The sequence below is a fragment of the Franzmannia pantelleriensis genome (genome assembly GCF_900102875.1).
GTDB classification, from domain to species: domain Bacteria; phylum Pseudomonadota; class Gammaproteobacteria; order Pseudomonadales; family Halomonadaceae; genus Franzmannia; species Franzmannia pantelleriensis.
This window is the reverse complement of record NZ_FNGH01000001.1, coordinates 359318-375921: the sequence shown is the minus strand read 5'-3', so window position 1 is coordinate 375921 and position 16604 is coordinate 359318. Positions and strand designations below refer to the sequence as shown.

Here is a 16604-nt window from a genome sequence, read left to right as displayed (position 1 = left end):
TGCCAGAGGAGCCCCGATGCCCTGCAAGATTGACTACCAAGCGCGCCCCGACCTGCTCAACGGGCGGGTCATTCTGGTCACCGGTGCCGGCGATGGTATCGGCCGCGAGGCCGCCAAGGCATATGCCGCACACGGTGCCACGGTGATCCTGCTGGGCCGCACCGTGGCCAAGCTCGAGGCGGTCTATGATGAGATCGAGGCCGCCGGCAGCCCCCAGCCGGCGATCTTTCCGCTCAATTTCGAGGGCGCCACGCTCAAGGATTTTCACGACATGGCGGAGACCCTCGACAAGGAGTTCGGCCGCCTGGACGGTGTCTTGCACAATGCCGGATTGCTGGGCCGCCTGACGCCGTTCGAGCAGTATGACCCGGCGCTCTGGGAGCAGGTCATGCAGGTCAATGCCAATGGCCCGGTCTGGATGACCCAGGCGCTGCTGCCGTTGCTGCTCAGCAGCGACGATGCGTCCCTGGTGTTCACTTCGTCGAGCGTGGGGCGCAAGGGGCGCGCCTACTGGGGCGCCTACGCGGTCTCCAAGTTTGCCACCGAAGGGTTCATGCAGGTGCTGGCCGAGGAGTTCGTCAATCATCCCGGCATCCGCATCAACAGCCTCAATCCGGGCGCTACCCGCACCCAGATGCGCAAGACGGCGTATCCCGGCGAGGATCCCAATGGCCTGCGTCGCCCGAGCGATATCATGCCGACCTACCTATGGCTGATGGGGCCCGATAGCCGCGGCGTTACCGGTCAGCAGATCGACGCTCAGCCTCCCCGCAGCTGACGACGGTCCGGCAGCCGGCCCCCGCCGGCTGCCCGGTATCGCTTCACGGCTCGTCTATCAAGGCCCCCACTAGTTCGCCGGGGGTCTCGAACCAGATGTCAGCCGGCCAACGCCCGATGTCATCCTCTTCCGCAATATAGCCATAGCCTACTGCCACGGCGGTCATGCCGGCGCTGCGCGCGGCTTCCATATCACGTAGGTGGTCGCCGATATACCAGCACTGTGCCGGTGTCACCGCAAGGCGACGCGCGGCTTCCCATAGCGGCTCCGGCGACGGCTTCTTGAGCGGCAGATCATCGGCGCACAGCAGCGCCCCTGGTGCCAGCTGCAAAGCATCGATGAGCGGCGCCGCGTAGGCGCGGGGCTTATTGGTGACGATCCCCCAGGCCCGCGGGGGCAGTGCCCATTCGGAAAGCAGGCGTTCTAGGCCATCGAACAGGCGACTCTGACTGGCGACATCGCGACCGTAGGCGTCGAGTAGAAAGGCGCGAGCGGCAGCGTGATCGACATGCTCGCTAGCCAACCCCAGCGCCAGGGTAACCAGCGCGCTACCGCCGTTGGAGACCTGACGGCGAATCTGCGGATAGGGCAGAGGGGCAAGGCCGTGGTGGGCACGCAGTTCGTTGGTGGCGCGTGCCAGGTCGGGGGCGGTATCGACCAGGGTGCCATCGAGGTCGAACAGTAGCGCCCGGGGCGGGGTGGCCGCACGTGTAGACGTTGTCATGGCAGCTCGCGGCGGGTGTGCATCATGTAGTTGACCGACACGTCGCGCGGCGCGAGCCGGTAGCGGCGGGTCACCGGGTTATACACCAAGCCACTCTGCTCACACACCTTGAGCCCGGTGGCGCGGCACCAGCTGGACAGCTCCGCGGGACGGATCAGCTTGCGATAGTCGTGGGTGCCGCGGGGCAGCAGTCGGAGCAGATACTCGGCGCCAAGAATAGCGAAGGCATAAGCCTTGGGGTTGCGATTGATGGTCGAGAAGAACACCTGTCCGCCGGGTTTGACCAGGGTCGCACAGGCCCGCACCACCGAGGCCGGGTCGGGCACGTGCTCGAGCATCTCAAGGCAGGTCACCACGTCGAATTCGCCAGGATGGTTGGCCGCCATCTGCTCGGCACTGGCCAACAGGTAGTCCACCGATACACCGCTCTCCTGTTGGTGCAGGCGTGCCACCGCCAGCGGCGCCTCGCCCATGTCGATCCCGGTCACCCGGGCACCGCGGTGGGCCATGGCCTCGGCGAGGATGCCGCCGCCGCAGCCGACGTCGATCACCGTCTTGCCGGCCAGGCCGGCGCGAGCATCGATGAAGTCGAGGCGTAGCGGGTTGATGTCGTGGAGCGGCTTGAACTCGCCGTCCCTGTCCCACCAGCGGCTGGCCAACGCCTCGAACTTGGCGACCTCGGCGTGGTCGACGTTGTCCTGGTGTGACGGGTCGTGGCGCTGAGCCGGATCCTGAGTGGCTGTCATCGGGTGCCTCTTGCTATGCATCGGGGTTGCCTCATTCTACCCTTACCATTGCCGGCTTGTCCGTCCATCTCAGGTCGATAAGGCTGATTGTCGCCGTCCCGCGTCACCCGCTGTCTGGATGGCTATGGCATAATCGACTGGCATTCATGATCAGGAGGGATCCCGATGATCCGCAAGGCCGTACTTCCGGTGGCTGGCCTCGGCACACGCTGCCTGCCCGCCTCTAAAGCCATTCCCAAGGAGATGATCACCATCGTCGACAAGCCGGTGATCCAGTACGTGGTGGAAGAAGCCGTGGCGGCCGGCATCAAGGAGATCGTGCTGGTGACCCACTCCAGCAAGGCGGCAATCGAGAACCACTTCGACAAGCATTTCGAGCTCGAAGCCACCCTCGAGGCCAAGGGCAAGACCGAGCTGCTCGAGGAGCTGCGCAACATCATTCCCGATGACGTCAAGATCATCAGCGTACGTCAGCCCGAGCCGCTGGGCCTTGGCCATGCGGTGCTCTGCGCGCGGCCGGTGATCGGTGACGACGAGCCCTTTGCGGTGCTGTTACCCGATGTACTGGTCGACGATCATGGCCTGTCCGGCAATGACCTGGCCGGCATGATCGAGGCGTTCGCGGCCAGCGGCCAGTCGCAGATCATGGTCGAGAACGTCCCCCGCGAGCAGGTTTACAAGTACGGCATCGTGGCCATCGACGGCGAGTCGCCGGCGGCGGGGGAGTCAATGCCGATGGCGCGCGTGGTCGAGAAACCCAAGGTGGACGAAGCGCCCTCGACCCTGGCGGTGATCGGTCGCTATCTGTTGCCCGGTGCGATTTTCCCGCTGCTTGCCGAGACACCGCCCGGCGCCGGCAATGAGATCCAGCTCACTGACGCCATCGATACCCTGCGTGAGCGGGAGGGCGTGGCGGCCTATCGCATGCGCGGTGCCACCTACGACTGTGGTCACCAGCTCGGCTATCTCGAGGCGACCCTGGCGTTTGCCAAGCGCCATCCCACATACGCCGAGGGCTTCGCCGAGCTGCTCGATAAATACGCTGCCAAGGAGTAACCCGCCATGCGTGTCCTGGTACAGGGAAGTGAGCTGGCGGCGGCCACCGCCGCCGCAGCGCTCGCCAGCGTCGGGCATCGGGTGACATGGCTGACATTGGTGCAGCACCCATGGCGCGAACTCGAGCAGGCCGACTGGTTGATTCGCGAGCCCGAACTGCTGCATCAGCTCCACGAGGCTCAGCGTGGCGGTGCCTTGAGAATTGCCGATGACGGCCTCGAGCTGGCAGCGCTGCTCGGCGATGAGCCGCTCGATGTGCTGTGGTTGGCGCTTGCCCCCGACCAGCGCGAACTGGCCACGCAACGCGTCGACCAACTGGCCAGCCTGCAGTCAACGCCGCTGGTAGTGATCAACAACTCGACCTTCCCGGTCGGTGACACCGAGCAGCTCGAGGCGCTGCTCGGGCATGCCGGGCAGGTGGCGGTGGCACTGCCCGACATGCTCGAAGAGGGGCGCGCCTGGCAAGCCTTCACGCGCCCTAGTCGCTGGCTGCTGGGCTGTGAGGACGATCAAGCGGCGGCTCAGGTGCGTGAACTGCTGCGCGCCTTCAATCGCCGCAGCGACAGCTTCCAGCGCATGCCGCGGCGTGCCGCCGAGCTCACCAAACTATCGATCAACGGCATGCTGGCGACCCGTATCAGCTACATGAACGAGGTGGCGGGGCTGGCCGATTCGCTCGGCGTCGATGTCGAACATGTGCGCCAGGGGATGGGCGCCGACTCGCGCATCGGCTACCAGTACCTCTATCCAGGCTGCGGGTTTGGCGGCCCCAACTTCTCCCGCGATCTCATGCGACTGGCTGACGTGCAGTCGGCAAGTGGCCGGGAGTCGGCGCTGCTCGAGCAGGTTCTGGATATCAACGAGCACAAGAAGGAGACCCTGTTCCGTAAGCTGTGGGGGCACTTCCACGGTCAACTGGAAGGGCTCACCGTTGCCGTGTGGGGCGCTGCGTTCAAACCAGGCACTGCGCGCATCGACCATGCACCGGTGCTGACACTGCTGCGTGCGCTGTGGGCGCAGGGAGTGCACGTGCAACTCCATGACCCGGCCGCATTGCCGGCGTTGCGCAAGGAGGTCGGCGAGCATCCATTGTTGACGCTGTGCGAAACCGATCCCTATCAGGCCTGTAACGGCGCCGACGTGCTGATGCTGGTCACCGAATGGAAGTGCTACTGGAACCCCGACTGGCGGCGTCTTGGCGAGGCGTTGGGCAAGCGCCTGGTACTTGACGGACGCAATATCTACGATCCAGCCTATGTGGCCGCCCGCGGGTTGGTATATCGTGGTATCGGACGCCGCGCGGATCCTTGAAGGCAAGGATCTAGCGAGCTCGGCGTAGAGCAAAACGCCCCGCAGTGCGGGGCGTTTTGCCATCGGTAAGGCATGCGGCTCAGCTAACGTTCTGGTTGACGAAATCCCAGTTGATCAACTGCCAGATGGCTTCCAGGTATTTGCCACGGGCGTGACGGTAGTCGATGTAGTAGGCATGCTCCCAGAGGTCGACGACCAGCAGCGGCGTCTGCCCATGGGCGATGGGGGTGTCGGCATCGTGACTCGCGACAATCTCCACGCCGCCATCACCACGCTTGACCAGCCAGATCCAGCCGACACCTAAGTGATCCAGTGCGATGCCGTTAAAGGCCTCCTTGAAGGCTGCGAAAGTGCCATATTCGGTGACGATGGCCTGGCCCACGTCACCGTGCGGCTCACCGCCGCCCTGAGGCGACAGGCAGTGCCAGAAGAAGGTGTGGTTCCAGGCCTGCGCGGCCTGATGGAACAGCTTGCCGGACGTGGACTGGATGATGTCCTCGAGGGATTGGCGATCGTACTCGGTGCCTTCCACCAGGGCGTTGAGGGTGTCCACATGAGCCTGATGGTGCTTGCCATGGTGATAGTCCAGGGCCTCAGCAGAGAGATATGGCGCCAGCGCACCCTTGTCATACGGCAGGGCGGGTAATTCGAAAGCCATCGCGCTTTGCTCCTGCAAAAAGCCTTACGCTGCAACCATATATGCGTAAGCGGTGTCGCCAGATCATAGCAGCCTAGGGTATGCTCGCCAATGACGGGGCGCCGCTTGGCTAGGCCGACGCCGCCCTCCACGGGATATTTTCCCGTCCGTCGTATGACGCTCTCACGGCAAGGAGTCACGCTATGGCCGAGCGCCCGGAGGATCAGCGCCTCTCGTCGCCTATCGTCCCCGATGTCAATGCCAGCCTCACGGCCGATCACCTTCGTCACCCGCGAAGCACGCGACTGTGGCCGCTATGGTTGATGGTGGTGGTCTTGATCGCGGGGCTCGCCGGGCTGGCGTTCGCTGCCTGGCAGGAACGCCTGGCGCTGCAGCGCGAACTGGATCGACTCGAGGGCCAGCTGTCCAACGTCCATGCACGCTTCGACGGCTTCGATGACGAACAGGACGATGAGCTCGAGCCGATCACCGAGCGTCTGGGGGCGCTGGGTGATGGTCAGCAGGCGCTGCGTGATCGTCTCGAGGAGCAGGAGCAGTTGATCGAGTCGATACGTGTTGCCAGTGCCGAAGACGAGGCCGTCGCGCAGTTGGCGTCGCAGTTCGAATCATTGAGTGAGGATATGGCATCGCTTGAGTCGCTAGTGGGTGTGGTTCGTCAGTCACTGGATGCGCTGGAGGAGGGGGGCGAGCAAGCCCGAGCCGCGCTCGACAGTCGCCTCGAACGCATCGAGACCCGGGTCGACGAACAGGCGCCTATTCTCGCGTCACTGGACGATGAGTGGCACAATCTCGAACCACAGTTGGCACGCTTGGAGGAAGAGCAGCAGGCGTTGGCAGCGCGACTCGACCAACAGCCCGAGCTAGATCCGCAGCGTCTTGAGCAGTTGTCTGACGATCTGGCCGCGCTGGAGGTGTCGCTCGACCAATTCGAGGCGGAGCGCGAAGACGATCGGCAGGCGTTGACTGAGCTGCGCGAGAGCCTAACCTCGACGCGAGCAGAACTGACCGAACTACGCCAGTCACAGCTCGCCACGAGTGCGCAACTGGAAGTCCTTCAGAGCCAGCTGGGAAACTGATATGGAATGTCGCGCTGTGTTGCGCCTGGCGGCAATAGCAGCCTGCTTGACAAGCCTCGCGCCGGCCTGGGCGCTGGATGCCGACGTCGAAGGCATTACCGGTCGCCCCGCTGACAACATCGTGCTCTATCTGGATGGCCTGGATGCCGCCCAGTACAGCCAGTCGCGTCTCGAGTCGGTGGTGCGTCGCCGCAGTCGAGAGGCGCTACGGGTTTATGGTTACTATGAGCCCCAGCTCCAGCTGGGATTTTCCGGTGATCCGGTAGAGCGCGTCACGGTGATGGTCGAGCCGGGCCCCCAGGTCTTGATCCAGACCCTGAACTTTGAGGTGCGCGGCGAGGCGAGGCGCGACCAGCCGTTCGTCGATGCCGTGGATGACTTTCCCCTCAGCGAGGGCGACCCCCTCGAACACGCCCCCTATGACCGTCTGCGTAACCGCCTCTCGGGGCTATCCCTGGAGCGCGGCTACTTCGATTCGCGCTTTCTCGACCGGCGCCTGGAAGTTCGCCCCTGGGAGCAGAGCGCGCGGCTCTATCTGACGCTGGACAGCGGGCCACGCTACCGCTTCGGCGAGCCTCGCTTTTACGGCAGTCATATCGATGAGGATCGCCTGCGTCGCATGCTGCCGTTCGAGCCTGGCGACCCTTATCTGGCCGGCGATCTAGCCCGCTACAATCAGCGCCTAGGGCAGAGCAACTGGTTCAGTTCGATCAGCGTGCGTCCCCGGGTCGGCGGCGACGCAAGCTTGGCACTGGATGCCCCGGCCGGTCCCGGCTGGTGGCAACAGGCCGATCTTGAAGGGGAGGGCGCACCACCGGCACCGCCCGCCGACACCCCCGTAGAGGGCCCGATTATCAGCGCCCAGAGCCTTGCCGCAGTGCGTGCCCTGACGCCGCAGCCTCTGGACGTGCCCATCGACGTCAATCTGGTGCCGGCCGACCGACATCAGTTCGAGGTCGGGATAGGCTATGCCACCGATGTAGGTCCCCGGATGCGGCTGGGCTGGAATCAGCCGTGGATCAACCGCCTCGGACATAGTCTCAACCATGACCTGTTCCTCTCGGGGCCTGAACAGCGTTTCACCGGCGAGTATGCCATCCCGCTGGAGGATCCGCTGCGCGACAGTTATCGGCTACAGTACGGTTTCCGCCACCGCGACAGCGATGATACCCGCAGTCTCGAGGCCTCGGTGGAGCTGGCCCGACGCTGGGAATTCGATAACGGCTGGGTCCAGAGCGCCTATCTGCGCAGCACCTTCGAAGACTTTACCCAGGGCGTCGACGACGGTCAGACCTTTCTGCTCTACCCGGGGATCAGCTGGTCGCGGACGCGCACACGCAACCCGCGTTTCCCGAGTTGGGGCGACCGTCAGCGGGTCGCCTTCGAATACTCGAACCCCGCCTGGGGCTCGGATATCGAGTTCTTCCGCACCACGGCTGATTCACAGTGGATCCGCATGGTAGGGCAAGACAACCGTTTCATCGGTCGGCTAGGCCTGGGCAGCATCGAGACCTCTGAATTCGAACAGTTGCCGCCTTCACTGCGCTTCTTTACCGGCGGTGATCGCTCTGTGCGCGGCTATGCCTTCGACACCCTTGCGCCGCGTGACGAAGACGGCGCCCTCCTGGGGGGGCAGCAGCTGCTCACCGCCAGCCTCGAATACCAGCGCCGCGTCACCGGCGACTGGTGGGGAGCCACCTTCGTCGATACCGGTGACGCCTTCGATGACTGGGGGCCCGACCAGCTCAACACCGGGGTTGGCCTCGGGGTGCGCTGGATCTCCCCGGTAGGGCCCATCCGCTTCGATGTGGCCCACCCCCTGGATGATGACGACAGCGACTGGCGAATCCACTTCGCGATCGGACCGGAGTTCTGACCATTATTCGATTGATTTGGGCGCTGATACGCGCCGTGCTGTGGCTGCCACTCTGGCTGATGGGCCTGATCATCTTTGCCCTGGGACTTGCGCTATCCCCCTGGGGGACAGGACTGCTATTGGAACAGGGGCAGCAGCGCGGCTGGTACACCTACGAGGCCGCGGAGGGAGCGCCACTCGACCGCCTCAGCATCGAGGGCCTGCGTCTCGAGGCCGGGCCTGCCAGCGTCGGCCTGGCGCAGTTCGAGCTGGCCTGGGCCGACGACTGCCTGTTGAGCGGACGCCTATGCATCGACCGCCTGGCGGTGCGCGGGCTGAGCGTGCGTCTGGCGGCTGGGGAACCCGCTGCTGAGGACGAAGCGCCGGCCGCTGATCCGCCCGAGGCCCTCGACCCGATCTCCCTGCCGTTCCCGATCGAACTGCGCGCGCTGTCTCTCGAGGATGTCGATATCCAGCTCGGTGACGGTACTCGCCTGCGCTGGGACCGTTTCACCAGCGGAGCCAGTGCCAGCAACAGCGACCTGGAGCTGCATGCCACCCAACTGCTCGGTCTGCGTATCATGCTGCCGTTGACACCCGGTGCGCGGTTGGCGCTGCCGCCTGAGGAGGATGGCGCCACGCCGCGCGTTGAGGCCGAGGCCATCGATGCCGCCATCGCCGCCCAGTCGCCGCTACCCGCTCAAGCGGCAGCCGAGCTCGAGGGGGTGGCCAGTCTACCGCTCGAGGAGCGCGAGCGTATCCAGCTGCCCGAGATCTCGCTGCCCCTCAACGTCAAGGTGCCATCGCTGGAGATCCTCGACGCAGAGCTGCTTGGCCCCGTCGAGTATCGTGTCGAGCGCCTGGCGTTGGCGGTCAGCGCGGCGGACCAGCAGGTCGATCTGACGAGTCTCGATCTGGCCACGGCCGACGCCGACCTGTCGCTGTCAGCAAGCGTGGCACTCCGCGATGACTATCCACTCGAGGCTCAGTTCGATGGCGAACTGTACCTTCCTGAGATCATGCCCGAGCTGGCCGGTGAGCGGCTGAGCCTGACACTGGGCGGACGTCTTTCTGCACTCGATGCGCAACTGACCACTACCGGGCAGATCAACACCGACATCACGGCTCGCCTCGATGTGCTCGACCCGACGCTGCCTATGCGCATCAGCGCCCGAGCCGAGCGTCTCGAGTGGCCGCTTCCCGCCGTGCAAGAGCAGCAGGGCGACGAGACTGAAGCCCCCTACGCCCTCAACGATCTGGTACTACGCCTCGAGGGCAGCCTGCTGGGCTACCAGGCGGCACTTTCGGTCAACGCCGAGGGCCCCGAGTTACCGGCCACGCGGCTGGCGTTGAACGGCAATGGCGACCTCGAACACTTCGTCTGGACGCCGCTGTCGGTGACGGTGCAGCAGGGCGGCTCGCTGATCAGTCACGGCGAAGTGCGCTGGTTGGACGGAATAGATGTCGACACCCGGCTGCAGCTCAATAATCTCGACCCTGGCGTCTTTACCGATGCGGTGCAAGGCCGTCTCAGCGGCAACGCCGAGCTTGGCTTCGTGCAATCGCCTGAAGGCTGGGCACTGCAGGTGCCGGCGCTGAGCATTCGCGGTGAACTGCAGGAGCTGCCGCTGGCCCTGGACGCCGAGCTCAGCGGCAATAGCGAGATGCGCTGGGACATCGCCGCCCTGGACCTGCGCCAGGGCGACAATCGCCTCACCGCCCGCGGGCGAGTCGCCGAGCGCCTCGACCTCAGTGGCACCCTGCGTGCGCCTGATCTCGCCACGCTGTCGCCAGAGCTGGGCGGCAGCCTGCAGGGCGACTTCGACGTGGCCGGCACGCTGGAAGCGCCGCAGCTGCGGCTCGACCTGGTCGGGGACTCGCTGTCCGCCGCCGACAACCGGCTCGAGCAGCTGTCACTGCGCGCTCGCGTCAGCGGCCTCGACGATCCGACCCTCGACGCGGCGCTCGAGATCGAGCGCCTCAACGCCGGCGGTCAGCGCTTTTCCAGCGTCAGCCTCGACCTTGATGGTCGTCTTTCGGCCCATCGCCTCGAACTCGAGGCCATAGCCGGCCCCGGCATGCCGCTATCACGCGCCGCCCTGGCACTGGAGGGCGCCCTGAATCAGGCCCGCGACCGCTATCAGGCGAGTCTCTCGCCGCTGGAGGTCGACAGCGAGCACGGCAATGTCCGCCTCGACCAGCCGATCGAGCTTGCCGCCAACCTCACCGCGGGCAGCGTGCAGGTACAACCGTTCTGCCTGGTCTACGATCGTGGCGGCCGGCTGTGCGTCACCGACACGCTGCGTGCCAGCGGCGAGCAGGGTAGCGCAGCGCTGGCGATTCGCGATCTGCCGATGTCGCTGCTCGAGGAGTTCATGCCCGAGGGCTGGTCGGTGGAGGGCGAGACCCAGGCCGAGCTACTCGCCGAGTGGGCGGCGGGCGGTGCGCGTTGGTCGCTGGATCTAGGACTCGGCAGCGACCTGGCACTGAGCGGGCTGGATGCCTTCGGTCAGCCCTGGGAGCTGCCGGCCTCGCAGTTACGCCTGGATGTCGATGCCACCCAGGCGCGCGCCGAGGCCGAGCTGGGGGTGTCGCTGGCCGATGCCGGCGACATCCGCCTGATTATCGATATCGACGACCCGGTCAATCAGGGCCCGCTCCAGGGGCGTCTGATACTCGACGACATCCGGCTCGCCCCCTACCAGGCACTGGTGGCGGATATGCAGACTCTGGAAGGGGGAATCACCGGTGATGTCACCCTCGGGGGCAGCCTGGCCGAGCCGAGTCTGGACGGTGATATTCGCCTGAGCGGTCTGGAGGCACGGGGCGGTGACGTGCCGGTGGAAGTGCGGGATGGCAATCTCGAGATCCTGCTGGCCGGCGATCGCGCCGATATTCGTGGGTTGATCGCCGCCGAGCAGGGGCAGTTGACCATCGACGGCAGCGCCAGTTGGCCGAGCGCCGACGACTGGCAGGCATCGATCACGCTCGATGGCCGCAGCGATCCGCTACTTGCCGAACTGCCCGATATCGGCCGGTTGCGGATTTCTCCTAACCTGACTATCGACGCTGATCCCGAGCGCCTCGAGGTGCGGGGGCTGGTCGAGGTGCCCTGGGCACGCCTCGAGATCGGCCAGATGCCGGCCTCGGCGGTGACGCCCAGCAGCGATGAAATCATCATCAGCGAACGCGACGAGCGCCGTGCTGAACGTGAGGCGGCGCGTGCCGCCGAGCGCGCCGAGGAGGGGGCCGACGAAGCGACCTCCGAGGCGCTGGCCGAGGCTGGCATCCAGTTGGATGTGCAGGTGGATCTATCCCTGGGACCCGACATGCAGCTCGAGGCCTATGGCCTGGAGAGTGGCCTGCGCGGCAACCTGCAGGTGCGCCAGCAGACCGGGCCGGTGCAGCTGTTCGGTGAGGTCAACCTCGTCGATGGTCGCTTCCGTGCCTTTGGCCAGGACCTGCTGATCCGGCGCGGGCAGCTGCTGTTCAGTGGCCCTGCAGACCAGCCGCTGCTCGACTTCGAGGCGATTCGCAATCCCAACGTCACCGAGGATGATGTCATCGCTGGCCTGCGGGTGACCGGTGCCGCTGAAGCGCCCGACCTGCAGGTGTTCTCGGAGCCGTCGATGGATGAGGGACGGGCGCTTTCCTACCTGTTGCGCGGCCGGCCCCCTGGGGACAGTGATGCTGATGGCGCCCTGGCATCGGCGCTGATCGGCCTGTCGCTGTCGCAGACCGGTGGTGCGGTGGGCCAGATCGGCCAGGCGTTCGGCGTCGATGATCTAGCGCTGGAGACCGCCGGCACCGGCGACGAAAGCCAGGTGGTGGTCAGCGGGCAGCTGACCGATGACCTGCGTGTCAGCTACGGGGTGGGGATCTTCTCGCCGATCGCCGAGCTGACGTTGCGCTATACGCTGTGGCGTAACCTGTACCTGCAGGCTGTCTCAGGAGCAGCCCAGGCCGTTGACCTGGTCTACAGCTTCAGCCTGGGGCGTGCCGACGAGGCGCGCTGAGGTGCCTGATAATGAGCGAGGAGAGCAACATGCCACTGCACGACAAGACATCCATGGTCGACCCAGAGCGCGCGCTCCCGGGGCGTGACACGCCGCTGCGCGTCAGCGGTCGGCATCTGGTCAATGGCGCCAATATGCTGCCACCCTTTCCTGAGGGCTACGAGGAAGTGGTGCTGGGACTCGGTTGTTTCTGGGGGGCCGAACGGCTGTTCTGGGAGTTGCCCGGCGTGTACGTCACTGCGGTGGGCTATGCCGGCGGCTATACGCCCAACCCGACCTATGAGGAGACCTGCACCGGACTGACCGGCCATACCGAAGCGGTGCGGGTGGTCTTCGATCCGACCCGGTTGCCGCTCACCGCGCTGCTGCAGGTATTCTGGGAGGCCCATGATCCCACCCAGGGCATGCGCCAGGGCAATGACCGAGGCAGCCAGTATCGCTCGGCGATCTATACCACCTCGCAGGCGCAGCTGGAGGCTGCCACGCATAGTCGCGATGTTTACCAGCAGGCGCTGCAAGCCGCCGGACGAGGGCCTATCACCACCGAGATTGCACCACTCGAGGCATTCTATCTCGCCGAGGAGTACCACCAGCAGTACCTGGCCAAGAACCCCCACGGCTACTGCGGGCTGAAGGGAACCGGGGTCAGTTGTCCGATCGGCTAGCCGAGGGAATTGGCTGTCCACTGGCGGCACTACCCAGTGCCGCCCAGTCGTTCAGCTGCTCACCGACGCGCCTCGCCAACCAGGAACGCAGGCCGCCACGGCGATATTCAAGAAAGCCGACGTGGCCACCATGCCGAGCGATCTCGACACGCACCGAATCCGACGGCGTCGGCAGGTGGTCAAACAGGTCGCCGGGCATGAAGGGGTCATCGGCAGCGTGCAGGATCAGCGTGGGCAGCTCGATCTCGCTTAGCAGGCGCCCAGCGGAAGCACGCCGGTAGTAGTCGCTGGCGGAGCTGAAGCCGTGCAGCGGCGCGGTGACCTCGTTGTCATAGGCCCAGAAGCTATCCAGCTCCTTGAACTGATGCGGTGACAGCGCGATCGGCATCGGCCCCTGAGCCATCTTGGCCATCACCTTGCGTTTCAGCGAGCGCAGCAGGTGGCGCTGATAGATTCGTGCAAAACCGGTATTCAGGGCATCGGCACTGGCGGCCAGATCGAGTGGGGCGCAGATGGCGATGGCACCGGCCAGGTCGAGTCCATCTCCCCCCTGTTCCGCCACCAGCTTGACCAGCATGTTGGCCCCCAGCGATACCCCGGCGGCGACCTTGATAGCGTGAGGGTAGCGCTGGGCGAGCTGGCCGATCACCCAGTAGGCGTCGGCGGTGTCGCCGCTGTGATAAGCGCGTGGCAGGCGATTGGGGGCTTGGCCGCAGCCGCGAAAGTGCATCATCACCGCCCGCCAACCGGCTTGCTGGGCGGCTCCCATCAGCGCACCGGCGTAGGGAGAATCGAAGGATCCCTCGAGCCCGTGAAAGAGAATGAATAGCGGGGCATCGTCGCGGCGCGGGGCCTGGCGCAGCCAGGCCAGCTCGACGAAATCGCCATCCGGCAGGTTGAGGATTTCAGTATCTCGCGCCAGCCGTCGCCGCGGCAGTAGCCGCGGCAGCAGGGTCTGGACGTGGCGGTTGCTCAAGCCGCGCGGGGGGCGGTAATCCGCGGGAACGATAGTACGTGACATGCCAGCCTCGATGGATGGGCGTACTTCCAGCTTATCTCGCTGTCGGCGCCACGCAACCTGTATCAGGTCTCTTGCTGGGCCAGCGCGGTCAGGTTGTGATGGCCGGTGTCGGTAATGACGATATTGTCTTCGAGGCGAATGCCGCCACAGGGCGCCAGTTGCTCGACCAGCGACCAGTCGATCTGCGCCGCAAGACCGCCGCTGCGCAGCGGTTCGAGCAGCATCGGGATGACATAGCAGCCGGGTTCAATGGTCACCACCATCCCCGGTGACAGCGGGCGCGTCAGACGCAGCGCGGGGTCGGTCGCAGGCGACGGCAGCGGGCGGCCGGCATCGTTCTGCTTGCCACCCACGTCGTGGACCTGGATGCCCAGCGAGTGACCCAGGCCATGCGGACAGAAGGCGCGCGTTATCCCCCCCGTCACGGCCGCTTCGATAGAGCATCGAATCACGCCGTGCTCGATCAGCATGGCCGCGAGCGCATAATGCATGCGTTGATGCAGCTCGACGAATGCCACGCCTGGCGCACAGGCGCTGATCAACTCTCGCTGCAGCGTCTGCATCGCCTCGAGCAGTGAGGCGAAAACGTCCGGAGCGGCAGGGCCTGCCCAGGTACGGGTAATGTCGGCGCAGTAGCCGCGCTCGCGATGGCCAGCGTCGACCAGCAGGGCATGCCGCTGCTGAGGCGCCTCGAGGTCGTAGTGCTGGTAGTGCAGCACGCCGGCGTGATGATTGAGGCCGACGATGCTGTCGTAAGGCAACGCCGATTCGCGCTGACGACTGGCGACCAGGTAGGCGAGATGGATATCCAGTTCGCCGGCGCCGGCCTCGAAGGCCTGACGCGCGGCGGCATGGCCCGCCAGCGCCTGGCGATTGGCGTCACGCAGGCAGGCCACCTCATGGGCGGACTTATGCAGGCGGCCACGGTCGAGGGCGTCGAGCAGTGCGGGCGGGTTGAGTGTCGCTCCCATGGCGCCGGCTTGCTGAGCATCCAGATCACCAATCACCGCCCGGTGCGTGGCCGAACAATCGGGGGGTGCGGCGTCATCGCTCAGGCGTATCTCGAAGGCGCGACTCCAGGCGGCGTCCGGGCGCTGCGCAGGCAGGTGCCAGAAATCGTCGGGGGCATGGATTTGCAGCAGTGGCGGCTGAGCGGGACGGATCAGCAGCCAGCTATGGCTCAGCTCGGCCATCGGCACCCAGTGGACGAAGTGGCCATAGGCCCTGAAGGCGGGATACTGATCGTCGCCGTGATGCGACATGGGCGCACCGCTGTAGATCCACAGCGCATCGATGCCAGCGGCCTCGAGAAGGGCGCTGTAGGCATGCTGTAGCGCCTCGAGATGGGCGAGATGAAGCGTGTCGCGTTCGCTCATCAGATTTGCGCGAGATACCCGGTACTTCTAGTGCCGGGAGGGATAGCGCGTCGTCCGCCAGGACGACCCTGTTCTCGCTGCCTCCTGCTTAGGTAGTTGCTATCTATGGGTGTTTATTTATACAGTGTTGGTATGACGAAACGCGCCTACAAATATCGCTTCTACCCGACGCCTGAGCAGGTACAGCTTCTGGCTCGGACGTTCGGCTGCGTGCGTTTCGTCTACAACGCGGTGCTTCGCTATCGCACCGATGCGTTCCGCGACCGCAAGGAAAAGGTCGGCTATATGGCGGCCAATGCTGAGCTGTCGCGGATGAAGAAGGCCGATGACACCGCGTTTCTCAACGAGGTCAGCTCGGTCCCGCTTCAGCAGTGCCTTCGCCACCAGCAGACGGCCTTCAAGCACTTTTTCGAAGGTCGCGCCCGCTACCCCAGTTTCAAAAGCAAGCGGCATCGCCAGTCGGCGGAGTTCACTCGCTCGGCCTTCAAGTACCGCGATGGTCAGTTGTTCCTGGCCAAGTGCAAAGAACCGCTGGGGATCCGCTGGAGCCGCGAGCTGCCAAGCGAACCGACTACCGTTACCGTGTCCAAGGACGCCGCAGGGCGCTACTTCGTCAGCTGCCTTTGCGAGTTCGAGCCCGAGATGCTGCCTGTCACGCCGAAGATGGTGGGCATTGATCTCGGTCTGAAAGACCTGTTCGTCACCAGCGATGGGCATCGAATCGGCAACCCCCGCCATACGGCGACGTACGCGGCCCGTCTGGCTAAGGCGCAGCGTCGGCTGAGCAAGAAAACACTCGGCTCGAAGAACCGTGCCAAAGCCAGACAGAAGGTCGCCCGCCTTCACGCCAAGATGTCCGATTGCCGGATGGACCGCTTGCACAAGCTGTCCCGCCAGATCGTCAACGAGAACCAAGTGATCTGCGTCGAGTCCCTCAAGGTGAAGAACATGTTGCGCAACCGCTTGTTGGCCAAGTCGATCAGCGATGCCGGCTGGGGTGAGTTCGTCCGCCAGCTGGAGTACAAGGCGGCTTGGTCGGGCCGGCAACTGTCGGCGGTCGACCAGTGGTATCCCTCCAGCAAACGCTGTTCAGGCTGTGGCCACGTGATGCCCGAGATGCCGTTGCAGATTCGGGCCTGGACGTGTCCTGAGTGCGCCGCCGAACACGACCGCGACATCAATGCCGCGATCAACATCAAAGCCGCCGGGCTGGCGGTGTTAGCCCTTGGAGAGAATGTAAGCGGCATGGAGCCAGTCTCCGCGTCCGGTTCTCGGTGAATTGGGAATCCTCGTCCTTCAGGGCGAGGAGCAGTCAATGTCTA

At 65.1% G+C, this 16604-nt stretch carries 13 protein-coding genes; 8 read left to right on the top strand and 5 right to left on the bottom strand.

From position 1 onward, the window contains the following. Positions 1–16 precede the first annotated feature (16 nt). Positions 17–778, top strand: coding sequence for a YciK family oxidoreductase (locus BLT16_RS01520; protein ID WP_089656739.1), 762 nt, complete (start codon positions 17–19; stop codon positions 776–778). 43 nt (positions 779–821) lie between these two features. Here BLT16_RS01520 and BLT16_RS01515 read toward each other — a convergent pair whose 3' ends face one another. Both BLT16_RS01515 and ubiG read right to left on the bottom strand, forming a co-directional pair. Continuing rightward, on the bottom strand, positions 822–1502 hold the full coding sequence (locus BLT16_RS01515; protein ID WP_089656738.1) for an HAD family hydrolase: 681 nt from the start codon (positions 1500–1502) through the stop codon (positions 822–824). After that, positions 1499–2248, bottom strand: coding sequence for a bifunctional 2-polyprenyl-6-hydroxyphenol methylase/3-demethylubiquinol 3-O-methyltransferase UbiG (gene ubiG, locus BLT16_RS01510; RefSeq protein ID WP_089656737.1), 750 nt, complete (start codon positions 2246–2248; stop codon positions 1499–1501). Before ubiG ends, BLT16_RS01515 begins: the two co-directional genes overlap by 4 nt. Before the next feature lie 165 nt (positions 2249–2413). Here ubiG and galU point away from each other — a divergent pair, with 165 nt between their 5' ends. Further along, positions 2414–3304: a UTP--glucose-1-phosphate uridylyltransferase GalU gene (gene galU, locus BLT16_RS01505; RefSeq protein ID WP_089656736.1), complete on the top strand. Its 891-nt coding sequence runs from the start codon at positions 2414–2416 to the stop codon at positions 3302–3304. Positions 3305–3310: 6 nt separating this feature from the next. Then, positions 3311–4615: a nucleotide sugar dehydrogenase gene (locus BLT16_RS01500; protein ID WP_089656735.1), complete on the top strand. Its 1305-nt coding sequence runs from the start codon at positions 3311–3313 to the stop codon at positions 4613–4615. A 79-nt stretch (positions 4616–4694) separates the two neighbouring features. Here BLT16_RS01500 and BLT16_RS01495 read toward each other — a convergent pair whose 3' ends face one another. After that, complete coding sequence (locus BLT16_RS01495; RefSeq protein ID WP_089656734.1) at positions 4695–5273, bottom strand: superoxide dismutase; 579 nt, start codon at positions 5271–5273, stop codon at positions 4695–4697. 182 nt (positions 5274–5455) lie between these two features. Here BLT16_RS01495 and BLT16_RS01490 point away from each other — a divergent pair, with 182 nt between their 5' ends. Genes BLT16_RS01490 through msrA form a run of 4 tightly spaced genes read left to right on the top strand, consistent with a single transcriptional unit; the run spans position 5456 to position 12885 of the window. Further along, positions 5456–6349: a coiled-coil domain-containing protein gene (locus BLT16_RS01490; protein ID WP_089656733.1), complete on the top strand. Its 894-nt coding sequence runs from the start codon at positions 5456–5458 to the stop codon at positions 6347–6349. A 1-nt stretch (position 6350) separates the two neighbouring features. Then, positions 6351–8225 (top strand): autotransporter assembly complex protein TamA, encoded by a 1875-nt coding sequence (gene tamA, locus BLT16_RS01485; RefSeq protein ID WP_089656732.1) that lies wholly within the window; start codon positions 6351–6353, stop codon positions 8223–8225. Between the two features lie 35 nt (positions 8226–8260). Beyond that, complete coding sequence (tamB, locus tag BLT16_RS01480) at positions 8261–12220, top strand: autotransporter assembly complex protein TamB (protein WP_340148232.1); 3960 nt, start codon at positions 8261–8263, stop codon at positions 12218–12220. Between the two features lie 29 nt (positions 12221–12249). Beyond that, positions 12250–12885, top strand: a complete 636-nt coding sequence (msrA, locus tag BLT16_RS01475; protein ID WP_089656872.1) for a peptide-methionine (S)-S-oxide reductase MsrA — start codon at positions 12250–12252, stop codon at positions 12883–12885. Here the strand turns inward: msrA and BLT16_RS01470 are convergent. Together BLT16_RS01470 and pepQ are read right to left on the bottom strand one after the other, a co-directional pair. Next, on the bottom strand, positions 12866–13906 hold the full coding sequence (locus BLT16_RS01470) for a hydrolase (RefSeq protein WP_089656731.1): 1041 nt from the start codon (positions 13904–13906) through the stop codon (positions 12866–12868). The genes msrA and BLT16_RS01470 overlap by 20 nt on opposite strands. 62 nt (positions 13907–13968) lie before the next feature. Next, positions 13969–15282 (bottom strand): Xaa-Pro dipeptidase, encoded by a 1314-nt coding sequence (gene pepQ / locus BLT16_RS01465; RefSeq protein ID WP_089656730.1) that lies wholly within the window; start codon positions 15280–15282, stop codon positions 13969–13971. Between the two features lie 132 nt (positions 15283–15414). Here pepQ and BLT16_RS01460 point away from each other — a divergent pair, with 132 nt between their 5' ends. After that, complete coding sequence (locus BLT16_RS01460) at positions 15415–16560, top strand: RNA-guided endonuclease InsQ/TnpB family protein (protein WP_089656729.1); 1146 nt, start codon at positions 15415–15417, stop codon at positions 16558–16560. Positions 16561–16604 lie beyond the last annotated feature (44 nt).